The sequence below is a fragment of the Janthinobacterium sp. KBS0711 genome, from assembly GCF_000988085.1.
GTDB classification, from domain to species: domain Bacteria; phylum Pseudomonadota; class Gammaproteobacteria; order Burkholderiales; family Burkholderiaceae_D; genus Janthinobacterium; species Janthinobacterium lividum_E.
Window position 1 is genome coordinate 39,986 of record NZ_LBCO01000007.1, and the last position, 26,342, is coordinate 66,327.

Genomic DNA, 26,342 nt, shown 5'->3' on the forward strand with positions numbered 1-26,342 from the left:
GTTTAAAACTTCCTGCCCACGCCCACCAGCAACACATCCGCGTCGCGGTGGTAATCCGTTACCACCCGGTTCCACGCCACTTGCGCCAGCCAGTGGCGGTTGACGTGGTAGCGGGCCACGGCTGACAGCAAGCCTGTCAGGCGCGCGTCGTGGCCCTGGGTGTCGCGGCCGTCCCAGGCCACGTACGGCCCGGCACCCATGCCGAATTCCACCTTTTCATTGAGCGAGCGGATCAGCCACAGCTGGGCGGCCGCGCCGCGCCGGTGCGCCAGCGCCGTGCCACCTTCGTCGATGAGGGCGGCGCTCCAGTCCACGTATTTTCCCGCCGCGCGCCGGTATTCCAAGGTGAACGGGCGCGAGGACTCGGAGCGGAAGCTGTTGACGATGGTGTGGCCGGTCGACAAGGTCAAGGTGTCGTCGTAGGCCCAGTTCTGCAGGTGCAGCTTGGCGCCCGGCACGCCGTCATAGCGGTAGCCGGCGCCCACCAGCAGGTGCGTGGTGGCGTCCTTGCCGCTGGGGCGGATGCGATTGATCTGGACCAAGGCATACCAGCGGTTGTCGAATTGCCAGCGCGCCTGCAGGCTGGCGATGGAACCCCAGCCGTGGTCATTGTCGAAATTGTGCGGCGCTTCGTCCGTCTTGGCCGTGTCGAAGAAAAAATAGCGGCCCACGCCGGCACCCAGCATCAGTCCCTGCTCCACGTTTTTCGTGCGCAGCCACACCTGGCCCGCCATGCCGTCGCGGTGATGGTCTTGCGGGTGTCCCTCGTTGATATACGACAGGCTCACCGCATTGTAATTGCCTACCGGCTGCGTGTAGCTGATGGCGGCGACAAAGGTGCGTTCATTGGTCGAGTTGACTTTCAGGGCGCCGGCCATGCCGGAGATATCCTGTGCCTGGGCGGACAGGGGAAGGGCGGCGGACAGCAGGGCCAGGACGGTGTATGGCAGGCGCATGAGGTTTCCAGTGACAGGTGATTACACGCTAAAGGTCGTCTGGCGGGGCATCATGCGATTGCGCAAGAATCTTGCACATTGGCTACATTTATGGACTGTATTGGCCAGAACTTGTCACAAGTGTATAAGAAAGTGAGAATGTGTGAGGCGCGCCAATGATGAGGCGGAAGGGAGGCGCCGGCCTGGAAGGGCTGGCCGGCGCGATGCTGCAGAAGTTGGTGGACTTGCGGTATTACTGGCTCAATACGACCTTATCGGCAAAATATTCCGTCTCGCCGAAGCATTGCGTGGGTACGCCCTTGTGCTGGCTGTAGGTGACGAGGATGCGCTTGCCGGCGGCGGCCGTCAACTGCTTCGCCACCTCCTCATCGCGCACGCTGAACTGGAATTTTTCCGGGATGGTGCCCGGCAGCGCCGTCAGCAGCAATTCACCCTCCCATGTCTTGCAGATCCAGCCCCGCTTGGAGAACTTTTGCAGGTAGCCCGCCCGTTCGCCTTCCGAGTACGAGAAGCTGAGGGCCATCCACGTGTAGGCGGCCAGCAGCAGGAAGCCGGCCACGAGGAAGATGGCAAAGGCGAAGGTGACTTTTTTGGTCGTAGGGGTCATGTTGACTTTTATCGTTAAATTGAAGAAAACCCGGGGTCAGACCCGGCGGGTCTGACCCCAGCCTTCCGCTAGTGGTGTACGTACACTCAGTCTTTCCGTCCGGCTTTCCAGTTCAAGCCAAAGTTATATCTTTCGTCCATGGCCTGGTGCGCCGTGATTTTACCTTGGCCGCCGAAGTATTCCACCAATTTTGTCACCTGCAGGTTGCCGCCGTGGTTTTCCAGCATGGCGATGGCGCACATGGCGTGCTGGCTGTCGCTGTCGAGGCGTACTTCCACCGTCGGCTGGCCGGGAATCTCGATCGTCACGACGCCATCCGTGGCGGCCCAGTTCGGCACGCCTTCATAGATGAAGGCGTACACGAGCACGCGCTTGATCTGGTCGAAATGGGTGCCGTTGATGAAGATGTTTTCGCCGCTGCTGATGCTGCCCGTGCGGTCGTCGCCTTCCAGGTGAATGTACGGCGGACGGTCGTAGGCGCCCCAGCTGTTGCCCAGCGCCTGCACGGCGCTTTTGCTGCCGTTGCTCATTTCAAACAGGCAGCCGATATCGAGGTCGACGCCGCCCGAACGGCCGGCCGGCTTGTTGAACAGTTTGCCGAGGAAGCCCGTGTCCAGTTTCGATGCGGGCGCCTGGCCTTGCGACGCGTTCTGGTTCCAGTTCAGGTTGACGCGGATGCGGCCATAGCCGCCGCTGTCGCGCTTGTCGAGCGAGATCTTGTCGCCGCGTTTTTCCAGGCGGATTTTCGACAGCGAGATTTTATTCGCCGCAGGCGGGGCCGCTGGCGTTGGCACGGAAGCCGGTGCTGGCGCCGGGGAGGATGTCCCCGCCTCGCTGCCGCCGAAGTGCTTCAGCAGGGCCGACAGGCCACCGGCGAAACCTTGGCCCACGGCGCCGAAGCGCCAGCTCCCGTCGCGGCGATACAGTTCGCCGATGATGACGGCTTTCTCGTCCTGGAAGTCATTGCCCGTGAAGGCGAACGTGGCAGCCTGACCCAGCGCCATGCTGGAGTTGCCCAGCGCGCGCATGCTGCCCTGTTCCGTCGCCGCAGTAAACACCAGCTTGTCGATCGAGGCGGGCAGGCGGGCAAGGTCGACCTGGAAGGTCGAGCGGGGGCCGTTCAAGTCCACCGTGATGGCGTTGTCCGGTGCGCTTTTCTGGTTGAAGAACACCATGTAGCGGTCGTCCGACAGCTTGCCTGCCGCATCGACGCCGAAGCAGCTGACGTCCACTTCCATCGAACCCGAAACGATATCGAGCGTGACGGCAAACGGGCCGTTCAAGCCCAGGTCCGCCAGTTTGCCTTTTTGTCCGCGTGTGAAATTGGTCATGGTCGTGCAATCCCTTCGTCGCTTGAGAGTTGAATCAATGAGGTATTTGCGTGGTGCGCGGCGGCGTTGTCGGCCGCATGGCGGATGCCGAACAGGCGCGCCTGCTCGATGATGCGCAGCGCCCAGCTGGAATGGGTCGCCACTTCGCACATCGATTCCTGCATGCGGAACACGGCTGGGCTGTCCGGGTCGATGATGCGCAGCGCCAGTTCGATGTCCGACTGCGCCACCTGGTAGTGGCGCTCGATCTGCGGCACCTGGTCCGGGTGGATGGCCGTCTTGGCGATCATGCCGTGCGCCATGTCCTGCGCCACTTCGGCGTCCAGCCAGCTGCCCTGCGACAGGTGCTCGAAGACGGGCGCCGTCAGCTGGAAGCCGTGCGGCTTGAAGATGGTGACCAGGCGGCCGATGACCTGGCCCAGCGGCGTCTGGTAGATGGTGCCGCTGGTGGGGCGGCGCAGTCCCAGCAGGGCCAGCAGGTCGTTGCCGCCGATGCGCAGGGCCAGGATGCGGCGCCGCACTTCCGGCGCGGACAGGATGATGCGGAACTGCTTCATTTCCTCGTCGTCGAACACTTCCGCCGTTTCCAGGGTCGGCATCAGCAGATGATGCGTGTGGCGCACCAGCTCGAAATAGGCGTTGAAATTGCTGCGCGTGGATTTCGGTAGCACGAAGCCGCTCAATTTGTCGGCACCGGGCATGGCCAGCACGCGCGCCAGCACGTCGAGATTGCGCACGCGCACGAAGCGCAAGGTATCCGATTCGTCGCACATGTTTTGCAGCGCCAGCGACAGATTGAACAGCGCGTAACTGAGGTCGCGTTCCGCGATGGCGTCTTCGGTGCAAAGGATGACCGAGCGCAAATGGCTGAATTTGTCGCCATTGGCGATCGCCAGCAAGTCCTTGTGCGTGGTCGGCACATACATGGAGGCGCCCAGTGCCGCTTTATGCTCGCTTTGTGGGTGTAGGGAGTTGTTATCCATCGACTGCGCTCCTGATAAGGGCGACCGCCTGGTAAGGCAGCGCTGGTTCTACTGTGACGGGTATGGCTTTTTCCTGCGCCAGAAGCAGCAAATGTGCCACGTCCGGCGCATTCGTGTCGCGCACGATCAGGCGCTCGGGCACGCGGCGCAGCAGCACGCGCGTCGCTTCGCCGATGCCTGGCTTGATCAGGTTGATGTCGCTGATGCCGTATGCCTGCTGCGCGGCGGCCATGTAGGCTTGCGAACGGGCCGCCATCGCAGGCGCATCGCTCGCTTCGGCCAGCGGGATGCCGCTGCTGGCGGCAATGGCCACGGCGTCGGCCACCAGGCCGTCGGCGAAAGCGCGCGACTGGTCGTGCTGCTCGAACTGCGCGTAGTACACGCAGCCATGGAAGTCGTCCGGGCCGATGGCTTCATTGAGCACGGAGCGGCTGACCAGCCCCGAGACCGTGGCGTTCAGAATGCTCGACGGGATCAGGTAGTCGCCGGACGAGGCGGCGCAGGCGGCCGTGCCGGCCAGGTCGGACAGCACGAACAGGCCGCCGTCGATCGCCGTGCCATGCGCCGCATTGAAGTCGTTGACGGTCTGGCGCAGTTCGCGCGAAATCACGCCCTTGCCCGTCCAGCCGTCGACGAAGACGAGGGAGTCGGCCGCATGGCCTTGCGCCAGGATGTGCTGCAGGGCGTTCGCGTCGATGCCGCGGTCGCGGATGATGGAGACGGAATAATGGCAGCATTCGCGCTGGAACACCTGGCGCAGCAAGTGCCCGAGGATAACGCCCACGGGCGTGCCGGCGCGCGCCAGCGACACCAGCGTGATGGAACCCGTGCGCCGCGCCGCGATCAGGGCCGCCAGGCGCAGGCAGTCGCGCGCCATCTGCAGGCGGTTGGCCGCAAACGCGCTCTGGAACAGGGCCAGGTAGGCGGGCGAAGGCAAGGACTCTGGCGACAGCATTTCGCTGTAGTGGCGCTGGCCCGACTGGATCAAGCGCTCTTTTTCGGCCAGGTCGAGGATGGGTTCCAGCGCCATCGGCGTGAGCAGGAACTCCACGTCTTCCTGGCGGTAACTGCCGCTGAAATGCTGCGTGCCTTCGGTCATAGCGCCGCCACCGTGAGTGCCGCCAGCTGGGTGCCGTTGGGGATGATGGCGTAGTCGCAGGCGGCCATGAAGCGCGCGTCCGAACGGCTGTCGCCCATGCCGAAGCTGACGATGGGGCCATGCTCGGCTTCCAGTTCCGCGCGCAGATAGGCCACGGCGCGGGCCTTGTTCAAGGTCTTCGGCAGCACGGCCAGGTTGTTGCCGTTGCGGTGGATGAAGTAATCGGAACCTTCGCTCGCGATCCATTGCTGCAGCACTTGCTCTTCGATGTCGGCCAGGCGTTCGCCGCGCGCTTCATGGTCCTTGACGACGATGTAGAACGGCGTGTTGTAGTCTTCGATCAGGCGCGCGCGCGAAGGCATGCCCGCCTTGGCCTGGAAATCGTCGATGATGCGCATGGCGTCCCGCAGGCCGGGCAAGGCTGTCTGCATGTCGTTCTGCATCAGGGCCAGCCAGCCCGCATCGAGCGCGCCGCCCGGCTGCAGCACGATGCCGCCGTAATCGAGCACGCTGTAGCTGGTAAACGGCAGGTCGACGCGGCGGAAGGCGTCGCCATTCCTGGCCGTGGCGGGTATCAGGGTCATGCCGCTTTGCGCGAATTCAAAGAAGGCGCGCTGGCGCGCCGTCGTAAACGAACAGGCGTCGCCATTTTTCAAATAGGCGGCCGCTTGCAGGTCGGTCTCGCCCGGGCATTTTTTCGGGGTCTGGAACAGTGTGTCGTCCAGATCAACAAACAGGAATTTCTTCAATTTTGGTCTCTGACTGAAAGTGGAACAGGCGGCCGTTCAACTGGCCGGCGAGTTGCATGAGGGCCGGGCTGGCCGGGGTTTCATGGCAGATGAAAACGTGCTGGTACTGGCCTGGCGCCACGTTGTACAGGTAATTGGCGATGCCTTCGCCGTAGTTGTCGTCGCAGTGGACGATATGGCCGACGGAGCCCCACGACAGGATCGGCGAGCGCGTGGTCGACTGCACCACGACGTTCTTGCCCAGCGCTTCGAGTTCGCGCGCCAGCAGGAACGACGGGTGCATGAATTCGCCCGTGCCCAGCACCAGCACGGAGTCGCCGGCGCCGATTTCCTGCGCCAGCTGCACGGCCAGGCCTTGCGGCGGCGTCAGGGCGCGGCCTACGCCGATACGGCCAAACGCAGGGCTGGCGCCCCGTTCCGCATTCGCCTCGAAGCGCTGCGCGCTGGCCGCCACGGGAGCCGGCGCATCGCCGGCCTGGAATGCATACTGTCCGGAGAGTGCCGCGCCGATGCTGGTGGGCAGGCCGAAACGCTCGCTCAAGCCCGCGTTGGCGGCCTGGCCCATGAAGTTGGTGATCACGCCCAGGTGCAGCTTTTCCAACTGCGGATAGCGCGCGCGGCACACTTGCACCAGGTTGGCAAAGGTGTTGCCCGTCGACGCTTCATCGTCGATCAGCACCAGGCTGCGGGCCTTGGAAAACAGCGCGCTGGCCGCATCCGACAAGTGCAGGAACTGGCGCGGCGCGTGGCTGTGCGATTCCTCGAATTCGAAGAAGGGCACGCTGCCCACGCGGTAGCGCGAGCTGTGCAAAAACAGGGCCTTGCCATTCGGATTGGCGCGCAGCCACGCTTCGAACACGCCCTGGCCCAGACCGACGGCCGTTTCCGCCATGGCGATGAAGACCACGGGACCGGGCAGGCTGGGAGGGATCTGCGCGGCCAGGTCGTCGTGGATGGTTTGCATGGCGCGCGGCGTGACGGGCCAGTGCTTGCCCAGCACTTTTGAAAGGAACAGGAAGCCCCGCTTGGCGTTGGCGCGCGCGGCAAAGCCGATCAGCCAGTCCAGCGGAAAGCGCGCCTCGTCCACTTTCAAGGTCAGCTCGCCCGTGGGCATCTGCTGCCTGACGACGTTCATGGCAGCTCCACGGCGTAGGCGGCTTCGCCCACGCGCATGCCTTCGCGGATGGCGGGCACGGCGAGCTTGTCAAAGCCTTGGTCGAAACCGGCCAGGGCCAGGTAGGGCAGGTTCGGGCCGGCCGCGCAGGCCATGCCGATGCCGCCCGACATGCGGGGGTTGATCTCGAGCAGCGCCAGGCCATTGGCGCCTTCGCGGAACTGGATATTGAAGACGCCGTTCAAGCGGTAGTCGCGCGCCAGTTTTTCGCAGGCCGCCAGCAAGTCGTCGCGCAGTTCGATCAGCTGGCCGCTGCCGCCCCCGTGCAGCTTCTTGCGCGGCACGGCGCAAATGAGCGTGCCCTGGTCTGCCACGCAGTCGGCGCTGTATTCGTGGCCGTCGAGGTATTCCATCAGCAGCAGGGTCTTGAACGATGCCATCTGCGCCAGGCCGTTGCGCAACTCCTGCGCATTGATCTGGTAGGCGGCGCCGGCCAGCAGCAACTGGGCGCTGGTGCGCTCTTCATCGAGAATGGCAAAGCCCAGGGCATACACGGATTCGGACGGCTTGATGCACAGTTTGCGGTGCAGCGGGCGCAGTTCGGCGTAGGCGGCGTCGTATTCGGCGATGGTGGTCACGGCGCGGTAGTCGGCCGGGCGCGCCATGGGCAGATCGAGGCCGGCGCAGAAGCGCGCCTTGTCGTGCATCAGGGTCAAGGTGTCTTCGCTGGCCACGCTGAGCACGCGCGTGCCGATGGCGGCGAAGCGCGCGCTGGCGCTGCCGATCAGGCCCGCTTCCTTGCCCGGCCAGAAAATCGTGATGCCCCGCTCGCGGCAAAATTCCAGGCACCACTCGACATAATTGAGACCCGTCAGGCCCGACGGTTCGACCGCGTATTCGTGAGCAGCCAAAAAAGCGGCAGCGTGCGCGTTCGTATTGCTGCACACGATGTGATAGCGGGGCGCGCCGTTCGTCGCGGCCATGTCGGCCTCGCGGATCAAACGCATGGCCGTGCCGACCGAGGAAAATGTTTTGTTGAACCAGACTCTTTGCATGTACGGGGACCGGGTGGAAATAGGGGAAGCCGCGCGCAGGTGCGCGCGCGGGGAGTGTAGCCAGAAAGACTTAACCTGGCCTTAGAGGGAGGCGATCAGCCGGCTTTGCCCGACGCCGTCCACTTCAGGAACGCGTCGCGGTTGCGCGAGCAGATGAACACCTTGCCGGAGCCGGAAAAGCGCAGCACGATGCCTTCGCCGCTGGTGACGCTATTGACGATATTGCCGAGGAAACCGCCGATGCCGCCGCCGCTGGCGCCACCGCCCGTGGTCACGGAAATCTCGTATTTCAGGCTGTTGTCCCAGCAGACGACGTGGGAATTGTCGATCACGACGTCCTTGCCCGGCTCGACGTCGAGCTGGAACATGGAGCCGAAGCCCGACACCACCACTTGCCCCGTGCCGGCCGTCTCCATGACGAAGAAGCCGCCCGACTGCGCGAACAAGGCGTTGCCGATGCTTTGCGTGCGCACCTTCATTTCCGTGCCCGAAGTGGCGGCGACAAAGGCGCCGTCGTTGAGCAGGTACTGGCGCGCGCCAACGTCGACCACTTCGATGGCACCCGGCAGGGTGGGCGAGAGCAGGCAGTCGCCGCTGCCGCGCACCGCTTCGATATGCTGCTGGAAGAACGATTCGCCGTTCGCGAAGCGGCGCATGATGGCGCTGCCCAGGCCGCCCGTCATCTTGCCCTTCAAGTCCAGCGCCGTCTCCATCATCACCATCGCATCGGATTCGCAATAGATGGTTTCGCCCTGCTTCATGCTGACGTGCAGAAATGGATCGACGTCGCCCGTGACACTAAATACTGGCATGATAAATCTCCAAAAAAAAGCCGCCTGATGATATTCAGGCGGCTGCGTTTAGCTCATGAAAAAATCAAGCGTTGACGCCGAACGAACGGGCCAATGGGCCCAGGCCGCCGTTGAAGCCCTGGCCGATGGCCTTGAACTTCCATTCGCCGTTGTAGCGGTAGATTTCGCCAAAGATCATCGCCGTTTCCGTCGAGCTGTCTTCGGACAGGTCGTAGCGGGCGATTTCTTTTTCGCCTTCCGCGTTCAGGCAGCGGATGAAGGCTTTCGAGACCATGCCGAAGTTCTGGCGGCGCGCGTCGGCGTCGTGAATAGTGACGGTGATGCTGATGCGGTCGATGTCGGCCGGCACGCGCGTCAGGTCGATTTCGATGCGCTCATCGTCGCCTTCGCCTTCGCCCGTGGTGTTGTCGCCCGTGTGGACGACGGAACCGTCGGTCGACTTCAGGTTGTTGTAGAAGATGAAGTCAGAGTCGCCACGGACTTTGCCGTCGCTTTTCAGGAGGAAAGCACTACCGTCAAGGTCGAAGGTGGCGCCGTCCGTCGAACGAGGATCCCAGCCGAGGCCGACGATGATCTTCTTCAGGTTCGGTGCTTCCTTGCTCAGGTTGACGTTGCCGCCTTTTTGCAAACTGATTGCCATGTGGTGCTCCTTTTAGTAATTAAACTCAAACATGCCTTCATGGGATGAGCGCCAGGCGCTCGTGCCATTACTCTCTCAATTGGGGACGCAACCCCCGATTTCAAGCTTCTGCCGCGTGCCGTTTGCGATAACGCAGCGATGACCACAGCGAGACCAGGATGAAGGCCACGCCCGACAGGCCCGTGAACCACTCCGGAATATGGTACTTGACGGACGCCAGCATGATCAATGCGAGGATGCCGATCGCATAATGGGCGCCGTGCTCGAGGTAGACGAATTCGTCCAGGGTGCCCTTGTGCACGAGGAAGACCGTCATCGAGCGCACGAACATGGCGCCGATGGCCAGGCCCAGCATGATGATGACGACGTCGTTGGTGATGGCAAAGGCGCCGATCACGCCGTCAAAGCTGAACGAAGCGTCCAGCACTTCCAGGTACAGGAAGCCGCCGATGCTGCCGCGCGCCACCGTTTTTACCAGGTCGCCATTGCCGTTTCTGGCTGGCGCGGCGCCTTCTTCCGCATCATCCTGCAAGTCCGGTTCGCCTTCTTCCAGCAAGCCGCTGATCCAGTTCACGCCGATGTAGACGGCGATGCCGACGATGCCCGACGCGAGCACGCTGTACTTCTCTTCCACGGGACCCATCGCCACGCAGGCCGCCACGGCGCCCATGGTGATCAGCACGGCCAGGCTTTCGGTGCCCAGCGCGTTGACTTTTTCCTCGGCCCAGCCCAGCCAGTGCAATTCCTTTTCGTCGTCGAACAGGAAGTTCAGGAACACCAGCAGCAAAAAGGCGCCGCCGAAGGCCGCCACTTGCGCATGGTTGTCCGTCAGGTGCTTGGCATACACATCGGGCGTCGTGGTGGCCATGGTCCACACGTCGACCAGGCCCAGGCCCGTGGCCACCGATACGATGACGAGCGGGAACAGCAGCCGCATGCCGAAGACGGCCACGAGGATACCGACCGTCAAAAACAGTTTTTGCCAGAATTCATTCCAGTGGCGCAAGACCGAGGCGTTGACCACGGCATTGTCGAATGACAACGACACTTCCATGATGCCCAGCACGCCCGTGATCCACAGCGCCTGGATCATGCCGGCCATGCCGCCATGGCTGTAACCCCACCAGCCCGACACCGCCATCAGGATAAAAGTGACTAAAAAGGAAATTCTGAAATGCCGCATGAGGACCCCGTTGCAAGTATGAAGACGTTTGATTATCCGCGCCGCTGTGCGCGCCGCACTCAGTGTTGATATACGTCAATTGTTGTATATGCCATGATTTTATATGATCGCCGCCAGCGGCGGCGTTTTTATGGCCTGGCGAAGGACAGTTCTGCTGGCGCGGATGATCTGCGATAATTGCGGCGCGCCTGTCTGGCTGCCGCAGCCCCAGACACACTCCCTACATATATATAAGAAGGAATACTCCGTGGATATCGCTTACCTCGTCACGCCCCTGATCGCCTGGATCCTGGTCGGACCGATCAAATTCCTGATCAACAGTGCCCGCACGCGGCAATGGGCGTTCGGCCTGGTCGGCAATGGCGGCTTTCCCAGCAACCATAGTGCCGTCGTGTCCAGCATGGCAACCCTGATCGCCTTGCGCGAAGGCATCGGCCATCCCGCCTTCGGCGTGGCCGTGACGTTGGCCTTCATCGTCATCATCGACGCCAACAGCCTGCGCCAGCACGTGGGCAAGCAGGCGGCCGCGATCAACCGCCTGGCAGGGGAAGCGGCCAGCGCCGCGCACAAGACCTTGCGCGAGCGCATGGGCCATACCCTGGTGGAAATCGCCGGCGGCCTGTGCACGGGCGTGGCGATCGGTTTCCTGATCAACACCGTGTTTGCCCGCTAAGCATCTTTCCCCTGCAATGCAAAACCCCGCTTCATGGCGGGGTTTTGCGTTTCAGGGCGTAAAAACTACGTTTCATCCATTGAATAAAGCATTACAGGAAACGGCCGATTGACATGCCCGGATGCGCTCATGGATACTTTGGCGCTTGTGGTTTTAATAAAAATAAATGCCTGCCATCGCCTGCAGCCCTATCCGGGCCGCCGGGACGGTCGTGGCGCTATCTATCCGGAGAAATACCCATGTTGCGCAAAACCCTGTTTGTTCTGGCAATCGCTTCTGCCTTGGCCGCCTGTGGCAAAGAGTCCAAAGATCCCGGCAAGGGCAGCAAGGATGGCAAGGAACAGGCGGGCGCGGCCGTCAATCTGCTCGTGTCCCCGGAAGACCTGCTGACCATCCAGAGCAATGCGCTGGCGTCGGGCCCTGTCATCACCGGTTCCGTGCAGCCCGAGCGCAATGCGGACTTGCGCGCCGAAGTGTCGGCCGTGGTGATCCAGGTGCTGAAGGAAAACGGTGAAATCGTCAAACGGGGCGACGTACTCGTGCGCTTGGACGAGACGGCCATCCGCGACAGTCTCAATTCGGCCGAGGAAGCCAGCCGCGCTTCGAGCCAGGTGCTGGAACAGTCCGAACGCATGTTCCAGCGCATGAAAACCCTGCGCGCTTCGGGCATGACGTCGACGCAGGCGCTGGAAGACGCGGAAATCCGCCGCAACAATGCGCAAAGCGATCTGTCCGCCGCGAAAAGCCGCGCCGCCCAGGCCCGCCAGCAGCTGCAGCGCACCCTCGTGCGCGCGCCGTTCGACGGCATCGTGAGCGAGCGCAAGGTATCGAATGGCGATACGGCGCAAATCGGCAAGGAATTGATCAAGGTCATCGATCCGACCAGCATGCGCCTCGAAGGCCTGGTGTCGGCCGACAAGATCGGCGTCGTCAAGGTGGGCCAGCCCGTGCTGTTCCGTATCAATGGTTACCCGGGCCAGGATTTCGCGGGCAAGGTGCGCCGAGTCGACCCTGCCGCCAACGCCGTTACGCGCCAGGTGGCTGTGCTGGTCGATTTCAACGACAAGGAACAGCCGCGCGTGGCGGGCCTGTACGCGGAAGGGCGCATCGAGACGGAAACCGTCAGCGCGCTGATGATCCCCGATTCCGCCCTGGTGAAGGCGGGCGACGTCACGTACACGTGGAAAGTCAAGGACAAGGCCTTGCATAAAGTCAACTTGCGCATCGGCGCGCGCGACGTGCGCACGGGCCAGTGGGAAGTGCAAAGCGGCCTGGCCAGCGGCGACACCGTGCTGCGCACGCCCGGTTCGACCTTCAAGGATGGGCAGAAAGTGGAGCTGACGGCAGCCAAGGCCGTGCCCGCCGCCGCCGTGGCCAGCAGCAGCGCCGCCGTTGCCGGTAAAGGAAACTAAGCCATGTTCCTTTCCGATTTCAGTATCAAGCGGCCCACCGCCACCATCGTGCTGATCCTGGCGATGATGTGCGTCGGCTTGCTGGCGCTCAAGAAACTGCGCGTCAACCAGAATCCGGACGTCGAAGTGCCTTTCATCGTCGTCAGCATTCCTTACCCTGGCGCCTCGCCTGACACGGTCGAGCGCGAAGTGGTGAACCGCCTGGAAAAGTCGCTGCAAAGCATTTCCGGCGTGACCGAAGTCAACAGCGATTCGAATGAAGGTTCGGCCAGCATCTTCCTGAAGTTTTCCTTCAATACCAATTTGATCGAAGCGTCCGACAATATCCGCAATGCGATTGCCGCCGTGCGCTACAAGTTGCCGACGGAAATGCGCGAGCCCATCTTGCAGCGCATCGACCCGGCCGCCGAGCCCATCATGCAACTGGCGCTGTCGTCGAATTCACAAAGCCATGCGGAAATTTCGCGCCTGGCCGAAGACGTGCTGTCGGACCGCTTCCGCACCGTCGATGGCGTGGCGCTGGTCAACGTGGGCGGTTCGCTCAAGCGTGAACTGTCCGTACTGCTGCGGGCGGAAAAATTGCGTGAATACAATGTGTCCGTCAGCGACGTCGTGACCGCCTTGCGCAACCAGAACACGAACGCCCCCGTGGGCAAGGTGCGCGGCACCCTGGACGAGAAAAGCATCCGCCTCGTGGGACGCATCGAGTCGCCGAGCGACTTCGAGAAAGTGGTGATCAAGCGCCGCGGCGAGGAAATCGTGCGCCTGGCGCAAGTGGCCACCATCGAGGATGGCTTTGCGGAAGTCAACAGCCTGAGCATGCGCAGCGGCAAGCCCAACGTGGGCATTTCCATCACCCGCGTGCGCGACGCTTCCACCGTCAGCGTGGCCAACAAAATCCGCGACATGGTGGCGGAAATCAACAAGACCTTGCCGAAGGGCACTTTGTTGCAGGTGACGCGCGACGGCGGCGAAAACGCCCAGCATAGCCTGAACAATGTGATCGAATCGCTGGTGCTGGGCGCCGTGCTGACGATCTTCGTCGTCTACGCCTTTTTGAACTCGTGGCGTTCGACCCTGATCACGGCGCTGAGCCTGCCCACGTCCGTCATTGCCGCCTTTATTGCCGTGTGGCTGTGCGGCTTTACCCTGAACTTCATGACCCTGCTGGGCCTGTCGCTGGCCATTGGCGTGCTGATCGATGACGCCATCGTCGTGCGTGAAAACATCGTGCGCCACATGCAGATGGGCAAGGACCGTCGCACGGCCGCGCTGGAAGGCACGGCCGAGATCGGCATGGCCGTGGCTGCCACGACCTTCTCCATCATCGCCGTCTTCATTCCCGTGGCCTTCATGCCGGGAATCTCCGGCGAATGGTTCCGTCCGTTTGCCTTGACGGTGACGTGCTCGGTGCTCGTCAGCCTGGGCATCTCGTTTACGCTCGACCCCATGCTGTCGGCCTACTGGGGCGACCCGGTCGAGGAACACTCGGCGCCGAAAAAAGGCATCGGCCGCGTGCTGGAAAGATTCAACCACTGGTTCGACCACCAGGCCGACCGCTATGGCCGCGTGATCGCCTGGGCCTTGCATCACCGCCGCTGGATGGCCGTCATTGCCTTCGGCAGCCTGGTGGGCGCCATCGTTCTGCACGCTACGCATGGCGGCACGAGTTTCCTGCCTGCATCCGATTCGGGCAACCTGATGATCAATGTGCGCACGCCATCGTCGAGCAGCATCGAGTATTCGCGTTTGAAACTGGAAGCGGCGGCCGTCCTGGCCCGTACCTTGCCTGAAACCAAGGATACCAACAGCTCCATCAATGCGGGCGGAGGACGTGTGTATGTCGACATCGGCAAGCGCAACACCCGCAAGCGTTCGGCCAAGGAAATCGCGGTCGAGCTGCGCGAGAAGATGTCGCGCCTGGTGGGCGCCGAATACGTGGTGCAGGATGACTTGAGCAACGGTTCGCAAAAGCCGATCCAGGTGGAATTCACGGGCCCGGATTCGCGCAAACTGATGGAAATTACCAACGCCTACATGGACAAGCTGCGCGCCATTCCTGGCGCCGTCGACGTGGGCCTGTCCGAGCAGGACCCGAAGAACGAGCTGCAGATTGAGCTCAACCGTGGCCTGGCCAACTCGATGGGCATTTCCGTCAACGACGCGGCGCAATCGTTGCGCGTGGCCTTTGCCGGCGTGGAAGTGGGCGACTGGGTCGATCCGACGGGCGAGACGCGGGACGTGGCCGTGCGCCTGCATCCCGACGACCGCGTGGCGTCGGAAAACATCGAGCGTCTGCCGATCAGCGTGACGGGCACGTCGCAAATGGTGCCGCTCGACCAGATCGCCACCATTACCATGGGCAAGGGCCCGTCCGGTATCGAGCACAAGAATGGCAAGCGTACGATCACCGTGTCGGCCAATGCGCAAGGCCGCTCGAATGGCGAAGTGACGAGCGACGCCATGAAACTGGCCAACTCCATCGACTTCCCGCCCGGCTACGGCCTGGCGCTGGGCGGCGCCGGTCAGGATCAGCAAGAGCTGTTCACGGAAATGCTGATCGCGCTGGTGATGGGTATCGGCCTGATGTATTTGATCCTGGTGATGCAGTTTGGTTCATTCACGGCGCCGGTGGCCGTGATGATGTCCTTGCCGCTCAGTCTGATCGGCGTGGTGGTGGCGCTGGTGATCACGAACAATACGCTCAACCTGATGAGTTTTATCGGCATCATCATGCTGATGGGGCTGGTCGCCAAGAACGCCATCCTGTTGCTGGACGCGGCGCGCAAGCGCGAGGAAGAGGGCCATGGCCGCGAAGACGCGCTGATGTATGCGGGCCGCATGCGTCTGCGTCCGATCCTGATGACGACGTTCGCGCTGATCGCCGGCATGTTCCCCGTGGCGCTGGGCCTGGGCGAGGGTGGCGAGTTCTACCGTCCATTGGCGATCGCCATCATCGGCGGCACCATCACCTCGACGATTCTGACCCTGCTGGTGGTACCAACCTTCTATGACAGCATCGAGATCGCGCGCGATGGTGCCGTTGCCAAGTTCCACCGCCGCGCCGCGCGCATGCCCGTGGCTTTTGCCATGATATTGACCTTGCTCGAGTGCGTGCTGACCCTGCTGATGGTGCGCTTCGTCTACCGCATGCTGAAGAAGGCCGTGCTGTTCCTGATGGGACGCCGCACGCCGAAAGCGGCGTCGGTCAGCCTGCAAAAGTAATACCGGGCCAAGGCCAGCTTATGCTGCGCCGTGGTATTGCAAGAGCCTTCCTCGGAAGGCTCTTTTTTTTGGGCCTGGGCTTAACTGCTGCGCGGCGGCGTCGTGCCCGTGCCGGTACCTCCGGTACCTCCAGTGCCCGTCCCCGTCCCCGTCCCTCTGGTACCCGTTCCTGTCCCCGTGCCAGTTCCTGTACCGGTTCCCGTGCCCGTGCCCGGCGTGGTGCCGTTCGGTGGCGTGGTTGGCGGCGTCGTCGTGCCATCGGGGTTGGTGGTGCCCGGCGTCATGCCTGGCGTGGTGGTGTCCGGCGTCGTGGCGACCGATGTGCCGCTGGTCCCGCTGGTGCCACTGGTGCCGGGCGTGGTTGCCGGGTTCGTGGTGTTCGGCGAGGTGGTGGCACCGGTGCCAGTGTCGGTATCGGTGCGCTTGTTACATCCGCCCAGCAGCGCACAGAGGATGGCGCTACCGAGGACGAGCTTGCTGGTGGTCAGGAGTGGAGCCGTCATGATTGTTCCTTTTCGGTGGAAGGCTGTCGAGGAAACGCGTGCTTTGCCAGATTGTGTATCTGAGGCAAGGCTGGCATCACTTGCAAAATTTAGAGTGGGTGGGCGGGCGCAGGTTCGCCGCAGTTACAAATGATCGGTGCTGACGGGGGGCGGAAAGCGCTTGGTTTGACGTAGCGCAAACCTGTAGTAGACAACTTTGAAACGGCCAGGACTGTGTGCCCTGGCCGTGGGCCATGCTTATTTCGACGATGAAGCCTTGCTCACTTCCACTTCCCAATCCACGCCCGATTCGACGTGGTGTTTGGCGGCAAAGTCGCCCTGGCTGATGGCGACGGCCACGTCGAGCAGGCTGTTCAGGTAGACGAGGGGTTTGCCCTTGGCCACGCCGCCAAACGTGTGCTCGAACGGGGCCGTGACCTTGGCCACTTGCTTGCCCTTGTGCAGGATGCGCACTTGCAGCGGATCGTGCAGTTTCACCTGCAATTCATCGAGCAGCGATTTCGGGATGTTCGTCCACACATTGCCGTATTTCACGTCCAGCACGGGCACGATGCCGCGGATGGTATTGCCGTCGCGTACAGGTTTCTGATACGCGATTTTCACCACGGATTCGCTTGGTAATTGCGGGCCCACCTGTTCATAGCTGATGGCGCCCGACGCCAGGCGCGCGCCGACATACGCGTACACGTCGCGGCCATGGAAAGTGTACGACTCGGCGGAGCCGGCCAGGCGGTTGACCTTTTCATCGATTTCGCGCAGTTCGGCTACGCCGTCGCGCTCGGAGATCAGGGTAAACAGGCCATTGTCCGGTCCCACGAAATAGCGTCCGCCCTTGGTTTTCAGCACCACCGACTTGCGGTTGGTCCCCACGCCCGGGTCGATGACGGACACAAAGACCGTGCCTTGCGGCCAGTAATTGGCCGTCTGGTACAAACGGTAGGCGCCCAGCCAGATGTCGTAGTCGGGAATCTGGTGCGTCAGGTCCGAAATGGTCAGCTGGGGATCGACGCCATAGGCCACGCCATGCATGGCGGACACGGCGCCATCGGCCGTGCCGAAGTCCGTCATCAGCACCAGCGGTGCGGCAGCCTGGGCGGCGGACAGCATGAGGGCGCTCAGGCAGGCGCCGGCGACGAGGTGGGAGATTTTCTTGATGATCATGGGGTCTTTCCGTGGCCTTAGAAGGTGTAGTTCAGCTTGGCGTAAAAGTACGCGCCATTGACGCCGATGGGGTTGATGAAATTGTAGGGCAGGGCGCCGCCATACGTGGCGTTATTCGTTTCCCGCACGCGCTGCGGATAGCGGTCGAGGATGTTGTTGCCGCCCACGCTCAAGGTCAGTTGCTTGCTCAGTTTCAGCTGGCCTTCCAGGTCCAGCGACCAGACGGCGCCGAAACGCTGTGCGGGGATGCCGTCGATCAGCGGCGCATCGCTGTCGTACGAAAAATCTTTCAGCTCGCCAAAGCGCGTGGCGCGTGCCTGGACGCCCCAGCCGGCCGCCTGCCAGTCGGCGCCGAGTATCAATTTGCTGTTGGGGGACGCATGTTTGATGCGGAACAAACTCGTCTCCGTCAGCAGGGTCAGACTCGGATCGATATTGGCCAGCGCAGCGGAAGTTTGATGCACCTTGTCGAGGCTGGTCTTGTTCAGGTTCAGCGCCGCGTTGAGGTTCAGTTTGCCTGACGTGAACGCCAGGTCGTGGTTCAGCACCACGTCCAGGCCGCGGGTAGCGGTGTCGAGCAAATTGGCCAAGTAGGCCACGGACTGAATGTCGCTGCGGCCATTCGCGGCCAGGTAGGCCGTGACGGCGTCGCTTTGCAGGTCGCTCGAGCGCGTGATGCGGTCGCGGATGCGGATCACGTAGGCGTCCACCGTCACGCTGGTGGCGGAGGCCGGTTTCCAGGCCAGGCCCAGTGACACGTTGGTGGATTTTTCAGGTTTCAGCTGTTGTGCGCCGAAGCTGCGCGCCAGCGGGTCGCTGGCCGGCAGCAGGGCCGCCGTTTGCAGGGCCGTGCCATCGGCGTTGAAGTTCAGTGTGGCGAAGCGGAAACCCGTCTGCACGAGGGCTGGTGCGCGGAAGCTGTTCGACAGCGAGCCGCGTACAAGGAAATTATCCGTCACTTTATAGCGCGTGGACAGCTTGCCCGTGCTGGCGCTGCCGAAGTCGCTGTAGTGGGAATAGCGGGCGGCGGCGCCCACCAGCAGGCGCGGCGTGAGGTCGCTTTCCACGTCCGCATACACGGAGCGGATTTGCCGGCTGCCGTCGTAGGCGTCCGATGGACGCAAGCCCGGTCCCGCCTGCGCGCCCGGTGGCGCGTCCGTGAAGCTGCCGGCCGCGTACGAAGCGGGGTCGCCGGCCGAGCTGGTGTAGGTTTCGCGCATCCATTCGGCGCCCACTGCCACGCTCAAGGGGGCGGGCAGGCCGATATCGATAGTCCGCGTGGCATCGGCGTTCAAGGCGTTCTGGCGGAAGTCGAAGCCGGCCAAGTCGAAACGCGTGGGGCTGGCCGCGCCCAGCGAGGCGTTGACGGAATGGCTCACGCCGTAGTCAAAGCGGTCGCTGCCGTGACGCGCGCTGGCGTCCCAGTTCCATTCGCCCAGACTGCCGCGCACGCCGGCCACGATGCTGAGGTCGCGCTTGTCGCCGTTGGTGACGGGGCGGTAGCCGTTCGGATACAGAGCCGGTACGTTCGACGGGTCGCCCGGATAGCGGAAGTAGGCGCTGCCGTCCGATTTGCGTTCGTTGAGGGTAGCGAACGAGTACAGGTCGAGGCCGTTGGCCAGGGTGAGCTGGGTGTTGTAGAACAAATAGTTGTTGCGTTGGCGCGAGTCGCCCGACTTGAACACGACCTTGCCGTCGAGCGCCTGGTCGGCTGGCGTGAAGTTATAGGACGTCCAGCCCGCGTCGCTGGGGCCGGCCCGTTCCGTGGGCGAGCGGCGTCGCGTTTCCGCGCCGAAGCGGAAGAATCCCGCCTCGCCTAGCGGCACGCCATAGTCGGCGTTGACGATGACGGTCTGGCCATCCGTCAAGGTTTGATCGGTCGGCTCGAAATGCGTGTGGTTGGCGCCGTAGCTGATGGACGCGGCGCCGCCCGTGCGGGCTTTTTTCAGCACGATGTTGATGACACCCGCCACGGCGTCGCTGCCGTACTGGGCGCCGGCGCCGTCGCGCAGGATTTCGATGTGGTCGATGGCATTGGGCGGAATCGCATTGATGTCGACCGGCACGGTGCCGGCAAAGCTGCTTTCCGTATCGAGCACGGCGCTCGTGTGGCGGCGCTTGCCGTTGATCAGCACCAGCACCTGGTCGGGCGCCAGTCCCCGCAGCTGGATGCCGCGCACGGAGTCCGACGCGCCGCTCGACTCGATGCGGGGGAAGTTGATCGACGGCGACAGGTTTTGCAGGGCCGCGCCCACGTCGCCCGTCGACAGCGCATTGCTCACTTCGCGCGCGCCGAAGCGGTCGATGGGCACGCTGCTGTCGAACACCGTGCGGTTGCGCACGCGCGAACCGACGACGGTGACCTGGTCGATGCTGGCGCTGGCCGTTTCAGTGGCGTTGCCGGTGGTGATCTGCGCGTCCTGTGCCCAGGCGGGAGCGTTGCCCAGCATGGCGCAGGCCAGCACGATGGCGCGCAGCGGGGTGGCGGGAAGAGAAGGCGTGGCGGTTGAATGGCGCGGATACAAGGCGGTGTCCTTTGGGCTCGATTAGTGTTCGTATGGAAACAGTTGCAATGAGCTTAAGGGAGGCGCCCGCCGGCGCTAACGATTCTTTCTGGATATGCTTATGCTGTTGTTTTTATGCCGCCAGATTGCGCAGCAAGGCGGGAATCTCGGCCGGGATTTCGCGCGCCAGGTAGCCGAGGATGCCGAAGCGCAGCGCCAGCTGTTCGCCCGCCAGCGCATGCAGGGCGATGCCCCAGGCGCACGCCTGCTGCAACGGCGCGCCGCGCGCGGCCAGGCCCGTGATGATGCCGGCCAGGGTGTCGCCGGAACCGGAAATGGCCAGGCCGATATTGCCGCCCGCATGCGTCCAGCAGGTGCCGTCGGGCATGGCGATGACGGTCAGCGCGCCTTTCAGGGCGACGATGGCGTTCCAGCGCCGCGCTGCGTCCATGGCGCAGGCATGCGGGTCGGCCAGCACGGCGTCCTTCGACAGGCCCATCAACTGGGCCAGTTCGCCCGCGTGCGGTGTCAGCAGCACGGGCTGGTCGAAGCGGAAGTCCGGGGGCTTGCGCACGACCTGCATGGCGCAGGCGTCCAGGATCAGCCGGCTGCCGGCAAACAGGGGCAGCAAATGGCGCATCAGCTCGCAAGTGGCCGGCGTATCGCACATGCCAGGCCCGACGAGCACGGCGTCCACCTTGCCCGCCAGCGGCGCCAACTGGTGTTGCGCCTCGTGGCGGAAGCCGCCTTGCGCCGTTTCGTCCAGGCCGATGACCCGCGCCTCGGGCATGGCGATGGCCACTTGCGCCGCCACCGATGCGCCCGTCGCCAGGGTCAGCTTGCCCGCGCCCGCGCGCAGGGCAGCCGTGGCTGCCAGCAGGATCGCGCCCGGCATTTCCGCCGAGCCGGCGACGATCAGCAAATGGCCGCGCACTTCCTTGTCGCCATCGGGCTGCGGCATGGGCAACGGCCAGGAGCGCAGCAGGGTAGGGGTGATGTCGGTGGTGTCCATGCATGGCCTCCGAAAACTAGGATTTGGGCGCGGCCGGCATGTCGGGCTGGGCCGTGACGGGTGTGCCCGATTCGACCAAAGGCGCGACGAAGTTGCACAGGTCCAGCTGCAGCTTGCCGTGCTTGCCCAGGGCGGGATTGAAAGCATAGGAAGTGACGCCGCAGTTGGGCACGTCGGCCGCCTTGTCAATGGCCAGGATGGCTTGCTCGTCGCAGCGTTCCAGCAGGTAGCGGAAGCAATTGACGATGACCTGGTGGCCGACGATCAGCACCCGTTCTCCCCGGTATTCGCGGGTGATGGTGTCGAGCACGCTGCGCAGGCGCAGGATGACGTCGCACCAGCTTTCGCCGCCCGGCGGACGGAAGTAAAACTTGCCGACGTGCTGGCGCTGTTCGTGCAGTTCCGGGTATTTGCTGGCGATGCCGTGCACGGTCAGGCGGTCGAGGATGCCGAATTCCTTTTCGCGCAGGCGCTCGTCGGCCACCACGGAGTTCAAGCTGTCCGCATCGATGCGCGCCAGCACGGCTTGCGCCGTCTGCTGTGCCCGCACGTACGGCGAATACAGCACGACGGTCGGTCGTTGTTCAGGGGGGAGGGTGGCGAACCAGTCGCCCAGGGCTTGCGCCTGGCGCGTGCCAAGCTCGGAGAGGGGGACGTCGACATCGCGCTCGGCGATGGCGATCAACAACTGCTTTTCCGCTTCGGCGGCATCGCGCGCCACGTTGCCGGCACTTTGGCCGTGACGCACGATCCAGATTTGCTGCGGCCATTTCTGTTCCATCGCCTTGCGCCTTCCTCCGTATTTATTGTTGATAAATATAGACGAAAGCGGCAAGGCGCGGCGCGCCGCTGGATAACTATTTAGGCGGCGTGTTCCGCTTCGTCCAGGTCGGGCGCATCGTCGCTGTTGTAGACGGCCAGGTCGGTCTGTCCCATGACCCGGCTGGTGACGGTGCCGGCCGTGATCGAGCCGCTCACGTTCAGGGCCGTGCGGCCCATGTCGATCAGCGGTTCGACGGAGATCAGCAAGCCGGCCAGCGCGACGGGCAAGTCCATGGCCGACAGCACGATCAGCGCGGCAAACGTGGCGCCGCCGCCCACGCCGGCCACGCCGACGGAACCGATGGTGATGATGGCCAGCAGCGGCAGCAGGAAGCTGACCGTGAAGGGGTCGACGCCGACGGTCGGGGCGATCATGACGGCCAGCATGGCCGGATAGATACCGGCGCAGCCGTTCTGGCCGATGGTCGAGCCGAACGAGGCGGCGAAGTTGGCGATGCCTTCCGGCGTGCCCAGGCGCTGGGTTTGCGTCTGCACGCTCATTGGAATCGAGCCTGCGCTGGTGCGTGACGTGAATGCGAAGGCCAGCACGGGGAAGACTTTTTTCACGAAGCGCAGCGGGTTCAGCCCCACGCCGGCGATGATGGCCAGGTGCACGAGGAACATCAATATCAGCGCGCTGTACGAGGCGACGACGAAGTTGATCAATTTCAAGATGTCCGTGTAGCTCGACGAGGCCACCACTTCAAACATCAGCGCGAACACGCCGTACGGCGTCAGGCGCAGCACCAGGGTGACCATGCGCATGACGATGGCGTGCGCCACTTTCATGAAGTGCTCGAAGGAGGCAAAGATCTCCGGCTTTTTCGCCGCGATGCCCGTGGCCGAAATGCCGATGAAGATCGAGAACACGACGACGGCGATGGTCGACGTCTTGCGTGCGCCCGTCATGTCGAGGAAGGGGTTGGTCGGCACGAAGCTGACCAGCAGTTTTGGCAAGGACAGGGCTTTCGCCGTTTCCAGCGAGCCCTGCAGCTGAACGCCGCGCGCCACTTCGGCGGCGCTCGACGTCAGGCCGACAGCCGTCAGGCCGAACAGCTTGGCCATCAAAATGCCCAGCGCGGCGGCAACGGTCGTGGTGATGAGCAGGGTGCCGATGGTCAGCGCGCTGATCTTGCCCAGCGAGCTCGCATCCTTGAGTTTCAGGATGGCGGAGATGATGGACACCATGATCAGCGGCATGATGATCATCTGCAGCAGTTTGACGTAGCCGCTGCCGACGATGTCCATGTATTCATTGGTGCCCGCGATGTTGGGCGAGCCGGCGCCGTACAGCCACTGCACGGCCGCGCCGAGCAGCACGCCCAGGCCCAGGCCCGTGAAGACGCGCACGGTAAACGTCGCGTGTTTGCGTTGCTGGTGGAACATGAAAGCGAAGACGAGCAACGCAACGAGCAGGTTCAGGATGATGTTAATTGCCATGAAGGGGCCTTATCTTGGTTTTATTCGAGACTGCACGGAGCACATAAAACTGTACTACAACTGACAGCTGCCCCAGCCCGGGGCGGAAGGGCAAGCACTGTACAGTACTATGGTGGCGTTTTGCGCAATACCGCTGCGAATATTACGCTATATAAATATGCTTCACAGGTATAAGCCATGTGGCTGATTGTGAATTTAGCTATTTCGTGCCAGCATGCTTTTCCCGTTTGCTAAGATGCGCCAGACTATTTGATAGGAAGAAGATGAATGCATTAACTGAAGTACAAGTGCTCGATGCGGAAGAGCGCTTGCGCCTGGCCATGATGGGCTCCGATGTGGCCGCGTTGAATGTCTTGCTGGCCGATGACTTGCTGTTTACGAATCACCTGGGTCACTTGCTGAGCAAGCATGCGGACCTGGCCGCGCACGAGCAGCGCCTGCTGGCCATCACCGACTTGCGCGCGTCCGAGCGCCATGTGCGCATCAACGGCAACGTGGCCGTCGTCTCCGTGCGCATGCAGCTGACGGGCACCTATCACGACGTGGAAACGCATGGCGACTTCCGTTTTACGCGCGTCTGGGCGCAGGACGCGGCCGGTGCGCTGCAAGTGATCGCCGTCCATTCCGGCGTCGTGGCTTGAGGAGTATCAGTGGATCATCGTTCCAAAGGGCAGCTGTTTGAAGCTGTCATCGCCGCCGGCCCGGCCACCCTGGCTATCACGGCCGGCTATCCCGTGCTGCTGTACAACCTGGTGCGCACCTGGGCCGACGCCCCAGGCACCAATGCCCTGGCCGCGCTGCTGCTGACGGGTGGCGTGTGGGCCTTGCTGGAATTCTGGCGCATCGCGCTGGCGACCGTGGCGCGCAAGGCGTATGCGTTCAACTGGCGCTTCTGGCTGGCCATCGCCGGCTTTCTCGGCTGTTTCGTGCGTTTCGTGCCGGACATGCCGGCCGGACTGATGCTGTTGTTGCTGGTGCTGCCGGCGCTGGCGTGGACGCATTTCATCTTGCTGCAGATCAAGCGCCCGACCAACTTTTAAGTTTTAGTCTTCCTCTTCGGCTTCCACTTTCAGCCAGGCTATCCGCCCATTGCCCGCCTCATGCAGATGGGCCAGCAGGGCGGTGGCCGCCGTTTCAGGCAGGCTGAAGTCGAACAGCACGTGCTCGGCGTGTTCCACGTTCAGCAAGGTGGAGCCGGCGCCATCGAGTTCGCGGCGCAGCATGCCTTCCATCGCATACGGCACCGTGCAGCGCAGGGTTCGCTGGCGCACGATGGCCGTCTTTTCCGCCTGCAGCAGTGCCTGCGCCACGCTGTCCGTGTAGGCGCGCACGAGGCCGCCCGCACCAAGCTTGATCCCGCCAAAGTAACGCACGACGGTCGCCAGCACGCCTTCCAGATCCTGGTGGCGCAGCACGTCGAGCATGGGCCGCCCGGCCGTGCCGCTCGGTTCGCCATCATCGACGGCCGCCGACTGCCCGCCCGCCAGCAGCGCCCAGCACACATGGCAGGCGCCCGGATGCTGCGCCTTCAAGTCATTGACCACCTGCTGCGCACTGGCGCGGTCCGTCATCGGCTGCACGCAACCGATGAAACGGCTTTTCTTGATGATCAATTCGCTGTGGACGGGGGCGGCAATGGTAAACGGCATGGCGGGTACGAAGGCGGGCAAAGCAGCATGATAGAGGAAATGCGCGCCTTGGACGAGTCAGCCTGCTCACGCGGCGGGGGCGGCCACCAGTTCGCGCAGCGCCGGCTCGCGCACTTGCAGGATATCGAACAGTCCCAGCGCGTGCAGGGCGGGCAGGGCGTCGGCAATGTCGCGCTCGGCGGTGCTCCGTTCGGCGATGCTGCTGTTCTCGTCCAGCCATAGCCGGGCATTGGCCAGGAAGGCGCCCACCGTGCCCTTGCGTACGGTCACGCCATTGAACTGGCTTTGGTTTTGTTGATCCGGCAATACGTCTTCTGCGCGCATGGTGAACTCCTGAATGTTGGAAAGACTTCACTGTATGATGGCTAGATTGTCTTGCCTGCGTTGTTTATGTCATTCGATACGCCAAATCCGCCAATCTTGCCGCCATCGCTGCCGCTGCGCGCCATGCGCATTGTCCAGCCGCAGGAGAGGGTGACGGCGGCGCACCACCACGCCAGCGGCCAGCTGTTCGGCGCCATGCGTGGGTTGCTCTCGGTTGCCGCCGACAGCGGGCAGTGGGTGGTGCCGGCCAGCCACTGCGTGTGGATGCCGCCCCATCACGTCCATGGCTTGCGTTCACATGGCCCGTTTGAGGGCTGGAGCGTGTATGTGGACGAGGCCAGCTGCGCCAGCTTGCCCGCCGCGCCTTGCGTGATGCGTGTCTCGGGATTGCTGCGCGAGGCAGTGGGCCGCGCCAGCATCTGGGACGATGGCGCGCTCGACATGCGGCAGGAACGGATCGCGGGCGTGATCCTCGACGAAATAGCCGCTTCGCCGCACGAGCCCTTCGGCTTGCCCCTGCCCACGAACCCGCGCCTGCTGCGCGTGGCGCGCGCCATCCTCGATGACCTGGCCGACGAGCGGGGCGTGGAAGCGCTGGCCGCCTGGACCGGCGTGTCGCCGCGCACCCTGGCGCGCCGTTTCACGGCCGAGACCGGCTTTACGCCTTCCGCCTGGCGTCAGCGCGCCCGCATCCTGCATGCCTTGGAACTATTGGCCGCCGGCCAGCCAGTCACGACGATTGCGCTGGATCTGGGCTATGACAACGTCAGCGCCTTCATCGCCATGTTCAAGCGGGTGATGGGCGTGACGCCGGGGAGGTATGGGGATGGCGATGGGAGTTAATCGGGCAATATCGGTATTTGATAATGCGCAACTTGCTGCGGATATAGACGGCGAAGGTTGAAATCGTGTACGAATGCCGGGTTTGATCCCGGCCCCGCCGGATATTTTTTGAAAATAGTTTTATTTAATTGATTCTGATGAAATATATTTTTAAGATGATGGTGTAGTGCGGCCGTGGAGGTTATGAGGTGGGGTTGTTATTTGATAATTGGTAATTCATTAATTTTAATTGATAGTGTTTTTTA

Annotated in this window: 25 protein-coding genes; 6 read left to right on the forward strand and 19 right to left on the reverse strand. The window is 63.1% G+C overall.

All coding sequences use genetic code 11. The features are described from left to right. Positions 1-2: 2 nt before the first annotated feature. From VM94_RS03960 to VM94_RS04010, 11 genes are all read right to left on the reverse strand, one after another. Entirely contained in the window at positions 3-956 is a 954-nt protein-coding gene (locus VM94_RS03960) for a hypothetical protein (RefSeq protein ID WP_046682296.1), read from the reverse strand. A 232-nt stretch (positions 957-1,188) separates the two neighbouring features. Further along, on the reverse strand, positions 1,189-1,563 hold the full coding sequence (locus VM94_RS03965; protein WP_046682297.1) for a hypothetical protein: 375 nt from the start codon (positions 1,561-1,563) through the stop codon (positions 1,189-1,191). An 86-nt stretch (positions 1,564-1,649) separates the two neighbouring features. After that, entirely contained in the window at positions 1,650-2,894 is a 1,245-nt protein-coding gene (locus VM94_RS03970) for a TerD family protein (RefSeq protein WP_046682298.1), read from the reverse strand. Further along, positions 2,891-3,877, reverse strand: a complete 987-nt coding sequence (locus tag VM94_RS03975) for an HpcH/HpaI aldolase/citrate lyase family protein (protein WP_046682299.1) — start codon at positions 3,875-3,877, stop codon at positions 2,891-2,893. The genes VM94_RS03970 and VM94_RS03975 overlap by 4 nt, the downstream gene beginning before the upstream one ends. Next, positions 3,870-4,976, reverse strand: a complete 1,107-nt coding sequence (locus VM94_RS03980) for a cysteine protease StiP family protein (RefSeq protein ID WP_046682300.1) — start codon at positions 4,974-4,976, stop codon at positions 3,870-3,872. Before VM94_RS03980 ends, VM94_RS03975 begins: the two co-directional genes overlap by 8 nt. Continuing rightward, positions 4,973-5,725, reverse strand: a complete 753-nt coding sequence (locus VM94_RS03985) for an HAD family hydrolase (protein WP_046682301.1) — start codon at positions 5,723-5,725, stop codon at positions 4,973-4,975. The genes VM94_RS03980 and VM94_RS03985 overlap by 4 nt, the downstream gene beginning before the upstream one ends. Then, complete coding sequence (locus VM94_RS03990) at positions 5,703-6,860, reverse strand: phosphoribosyltransferase domain-containing protein (RefSeq protein WP_046682302.1); 1,158 nt, start codon at positions 6,858-6,860, stop codon at positions 5,703-5,705. The genes VM94_RS03985 and VM94_RS03990 overlap by 23 nt, the downstream gene beginning before the upstream one ends. Continuing rightward, the gene (locus VM94_RS03995) at positions 6,857-7,894 is read right to left on the reverse strand and encodes an ATP-grasp domain-containing protein (protein WP_046682303.1); all 1,038 of its coding nucleotides are present in this window, start codon (positions 7,892-7,894) and stop codon (positions 6,857-6,859) included. Before VM94_RS03995 ends, VM94_RS03990 begins: the two co-directional genes overlap by 4 nt. Positions 7,895-7,989: 95 nt before the next feature. Further along, a complete protein-coding gene (locus VM94_RS04000) occupies positions 7,990-8,706 on the reverse strand; it encodes a TIGR00266 family protein (protein WP_035826041.1) in 717 nt (238 codons plus the stop codon). A gap of 64 nt (positions 8,707-8,770) precedes the next feature. Then, positions 8,771-9,346, reverse strand: coding sequence for a TerD family protein (locus tag VM94_RS04005; protein WP_046682304.1), 576 nt, complete (start codon positions 9,344-9,346; stop codon positions 8,771-8,773). 100 nt (positions 9,347-9,446) lie between these two features. Next, a complete protein-coding gene (locus VM94_RS04010; RefSeq protein ID WP_046682305.1) occupies positions 9,447-10,529 on the reverse strand; it encodes a DUF475 domain-containing protein in 1,083 nt (360 codons plus the stop codon). Positions 10,530-10,776: 247 nt separating this feature from the next. On the opposite strand from VM94_RS04010, the gene VM94_RS04015 reads away from it, so the two are divergent. The 3 genes from VM94_RS04015 (at position 10,777) to VM94_RS04025 (ending at position 15,839) form a co-directional block, all read left to right on the forward strand. Then, positions 10,777-11,202 (forward strand): divergent PAP2 family protein, encoded by a 426-nt coding sequence (locus VM94_RS04015; protein ID WP_046682306.1) that lies wholly within the window; start codon positions 10,777-10,779, stop codon positions 11,200-11,202. Positions 11,203-11,441: 239 nt separating this feature from the next. Beyond that, entirely contained in the window at positions 11,442-12,614 is a 1,173-nt protein-coding gene (locus tag VM94_RS04020; RefSeq protein WP_046682307.1) for an efflux RND transporter periplasmic adaptor subunit, read from the forward strand. 3 nt (positions 12,615-12,617) lie between these two features. After that, on the forward strand, positions 12,618-15,839 hold the full coding sequence (locus VM94_RS04025) for an efflux RND transporter permease subunit (RefSeq protein WP_046682308.1): 3,222 nt from the start codon (positions 12,618-12,620) through the stop codon (positions 15,837-15,839). Positions 15,840-15,919: 80 nt separating this feature from the next. Here the strand turns inward: VM94_RS04025 and VM94_RS28460 are convergent, their stop codons facing one another. The 6 genes from VM94_RS28460 to VM94_RS04050 form a co-directional block, all read right to left on the reverse strand. Continuing rightward, positions 15,920-16,342 (reverse strand): hypothetical protein, encoded by a 423-nt coding sequence (locus VM94_RS28460; protein ID WP_160309271.1) that lies wholly within the window; start codon positions 16,340-16,342, stop codon positions 15,920-15,922. A gap of 237 nt (positions 16,343-16,579) precedes the next feature. Continuing rightward, positions 16,580-17,503, reverse strand: a complete 924-nt coding sequence (locus tag VM94_RS04030) for an SAM hydrolase/SAM-dependent halogenase family protein (RefSeq protein WP_082127545.1) — start codon at positions 17,501-17,503, stop codon at positions 16,580-16,582. A gap of 17 nt (positions 17,504-17,520) precedes the next feature. Beyond that, positions 17,521-20,028 (reverse strand): TonB-dependent receptor plug domain-containing protein, encoded by a 2,508-nt coding sequence (locus VM94_RS04035; RefSeq protein WP_052755502.1) that lies wholly within the window; start codon positions 20,026-20,028, stop codon positions 17,521-17,523. A gap of 112 nt (positions 20,029-20,140) precedes the next feature. After that, positions 20,141-21,019 carry an NAD(P)H-hydrate dehydratase gene (locus VM94_RS04040; protein WP_046682309.1) on the reverse strand — a complete coding sequence of 293 codons (879 nt, stop codon included), beginning with the start codon at positions 21,017-21,019 and terminating at the stop codon, positions 20,141-20,143. Between the two features lie 16 nt (positions 21,020-21,035). After that, complete coding sequence (locus tag VM94_RS04045; RefSeq protein WP_046682310.1) at positions 21,036-21,800, reverse strand: histidine phosphatase family protein; 765 nt, start codon at positions 21,798-21,800, stop codon at positions 21,036-21,038. Between the two features lie 80 nt (positions 21,801-21,880). After that, positions 21,881-23,281, reverse strand: coding sequence for an L-cystine transporter (locus VM94_RS04050; protein WP_046682311.1), 1,401 nt, complete (start codon positions 23,279-23,281; stop codon positions 21,881-21,883). A 263-nt stretch (positions 23,282-23,544) separates the two neighbouring features. Here VM94_RS04050 and VM94_RS04055 point away from each other — a divergent pair, with 263 nt between their 5' ends. Together VM94_RS04055 and VM94_RS04060 are read left to right on the forward strand one after the other, a co-directional pair. Then, positions 23,545-23,922, forward strand: coding sequence for a nuclear transport factor 2 family protein (locus VM94_RS04055; RefSeq protein ID WP_046682312.1), 378 nt, complete (start codon positions 23,545-23,547; stop codon positions 23,920-23,922). Positions 23,923-23,931: 9 nt separating this feature from the next. Further along, positions 23,932-24,321, forward strand: a complete 390-nt coding sequence (locus VM94_RS04060; RefSeq protein ID WP_046682313.1) for a hypothetical protein — start codon at positions 23,932-23,934, stop codon at positions 24,319-24,321. Positions 24,322-24,324: 3 nt separating this feature from the next. On the opposite strand, the gene VM94_RS04065 is transcribed toward VM94_RS04060, so the two are convergent. Together VM94_RS04065 and VM94_RS04070 are read right to left on the reverse strand one after the other, a co-directional pair. Next, positions 24,325-24,930 carry an IMPACT family protein gene (locus VM94_RS04065; RefSeq protein WP_046682509.1) on the reverse strand — a complete coding sequence of 202 codons (606 nt, stop codon included), beginning with the start codon at positions 24,928-24,930 and terminating at the stop codon, positions 24,325-24,327. Between the two features lie 66 nt (positions 24,931-24,996). Further along, on the reverse strand, positions 24,997-25,254 hold the full coding sequence (locus VM94_RS04070) for a hypothetical protein (protein ID WP_046682314.1): 258 nt from the start codon (positions 25,252-25,254) through the stop codon (positions 24,997-24,999). Between the two features lie 66 nt (positions 25,255-25,320). Between VM94_RS04070 and VM94_RS04075 the strand changes: the two genes are divergently transcribed. Next, a complete protein-coding gene (locus VM94_RS04075; RefSeq protein WP_082127546.1) occupies positions 25,321-26,097 on the forward strand; it encodes an AraC family transcriptional regulator in 777 nt (258 codons plus the stop codon). The last annotated feature ends 245 nt before the right edge of the window (positions 26,098-26,342 follow it).